This is a genomic window from Microvirga sp. HBU67558 (genome assembly GCF_018069605.1).
Classification (GTDB): Bacteria; Pseudomonadota; Alphaproteobacteria; order Rhizobiales; family Beijerinckiaceae; genus Microvirga; species Microvirga terrae.
In genome coordinates, this window is sequence record NZ_JAGPUP010000088.1 from 1 (window position 1) to 275 (window position 275).

Here is a 275-nt window from a genome sequence, read left to right on the forward strand (position 1 = left end):
CTGACCCAGGTCATCGAGATGATCGCCAAGAGCTTGAAGAAGGGCGACAAGATCCGCCTGAGCGGCCTCGGCATCCTCCAGGTGCGCAAGCGCGCCGCTCGCACGGGCCGCAATCCGCAGACTGGCGAGCCCATCAAGATCAAGGCCTCCAAGAAGATCGCCTTCCGGCCCACGAAGGAGCTTAAGGAGGCGGTCTAGCCGTTAGCTGTAACCGGATGGCTGAAGCGACACCCACCCCGCCGGCACGCTGGCGGGGTGGGCCTGTTGTTGCGTCC

1 protein-coding gene is annotated in these 275 nt (G+C 64.7%); it reads left to right on the top strand.

All coding sequences use genetic code 11. From position 1 onward, the window contains the following. Positions 1-198 (top strand): HU family DNA-binding protein (locus KBI52_RS33745; protein ID WP_210804737.1); only part of this gene is annotated, 198 nt, incomplete at its 5' end. Positions 199-275: the final 77 nt, after the last annotated feature.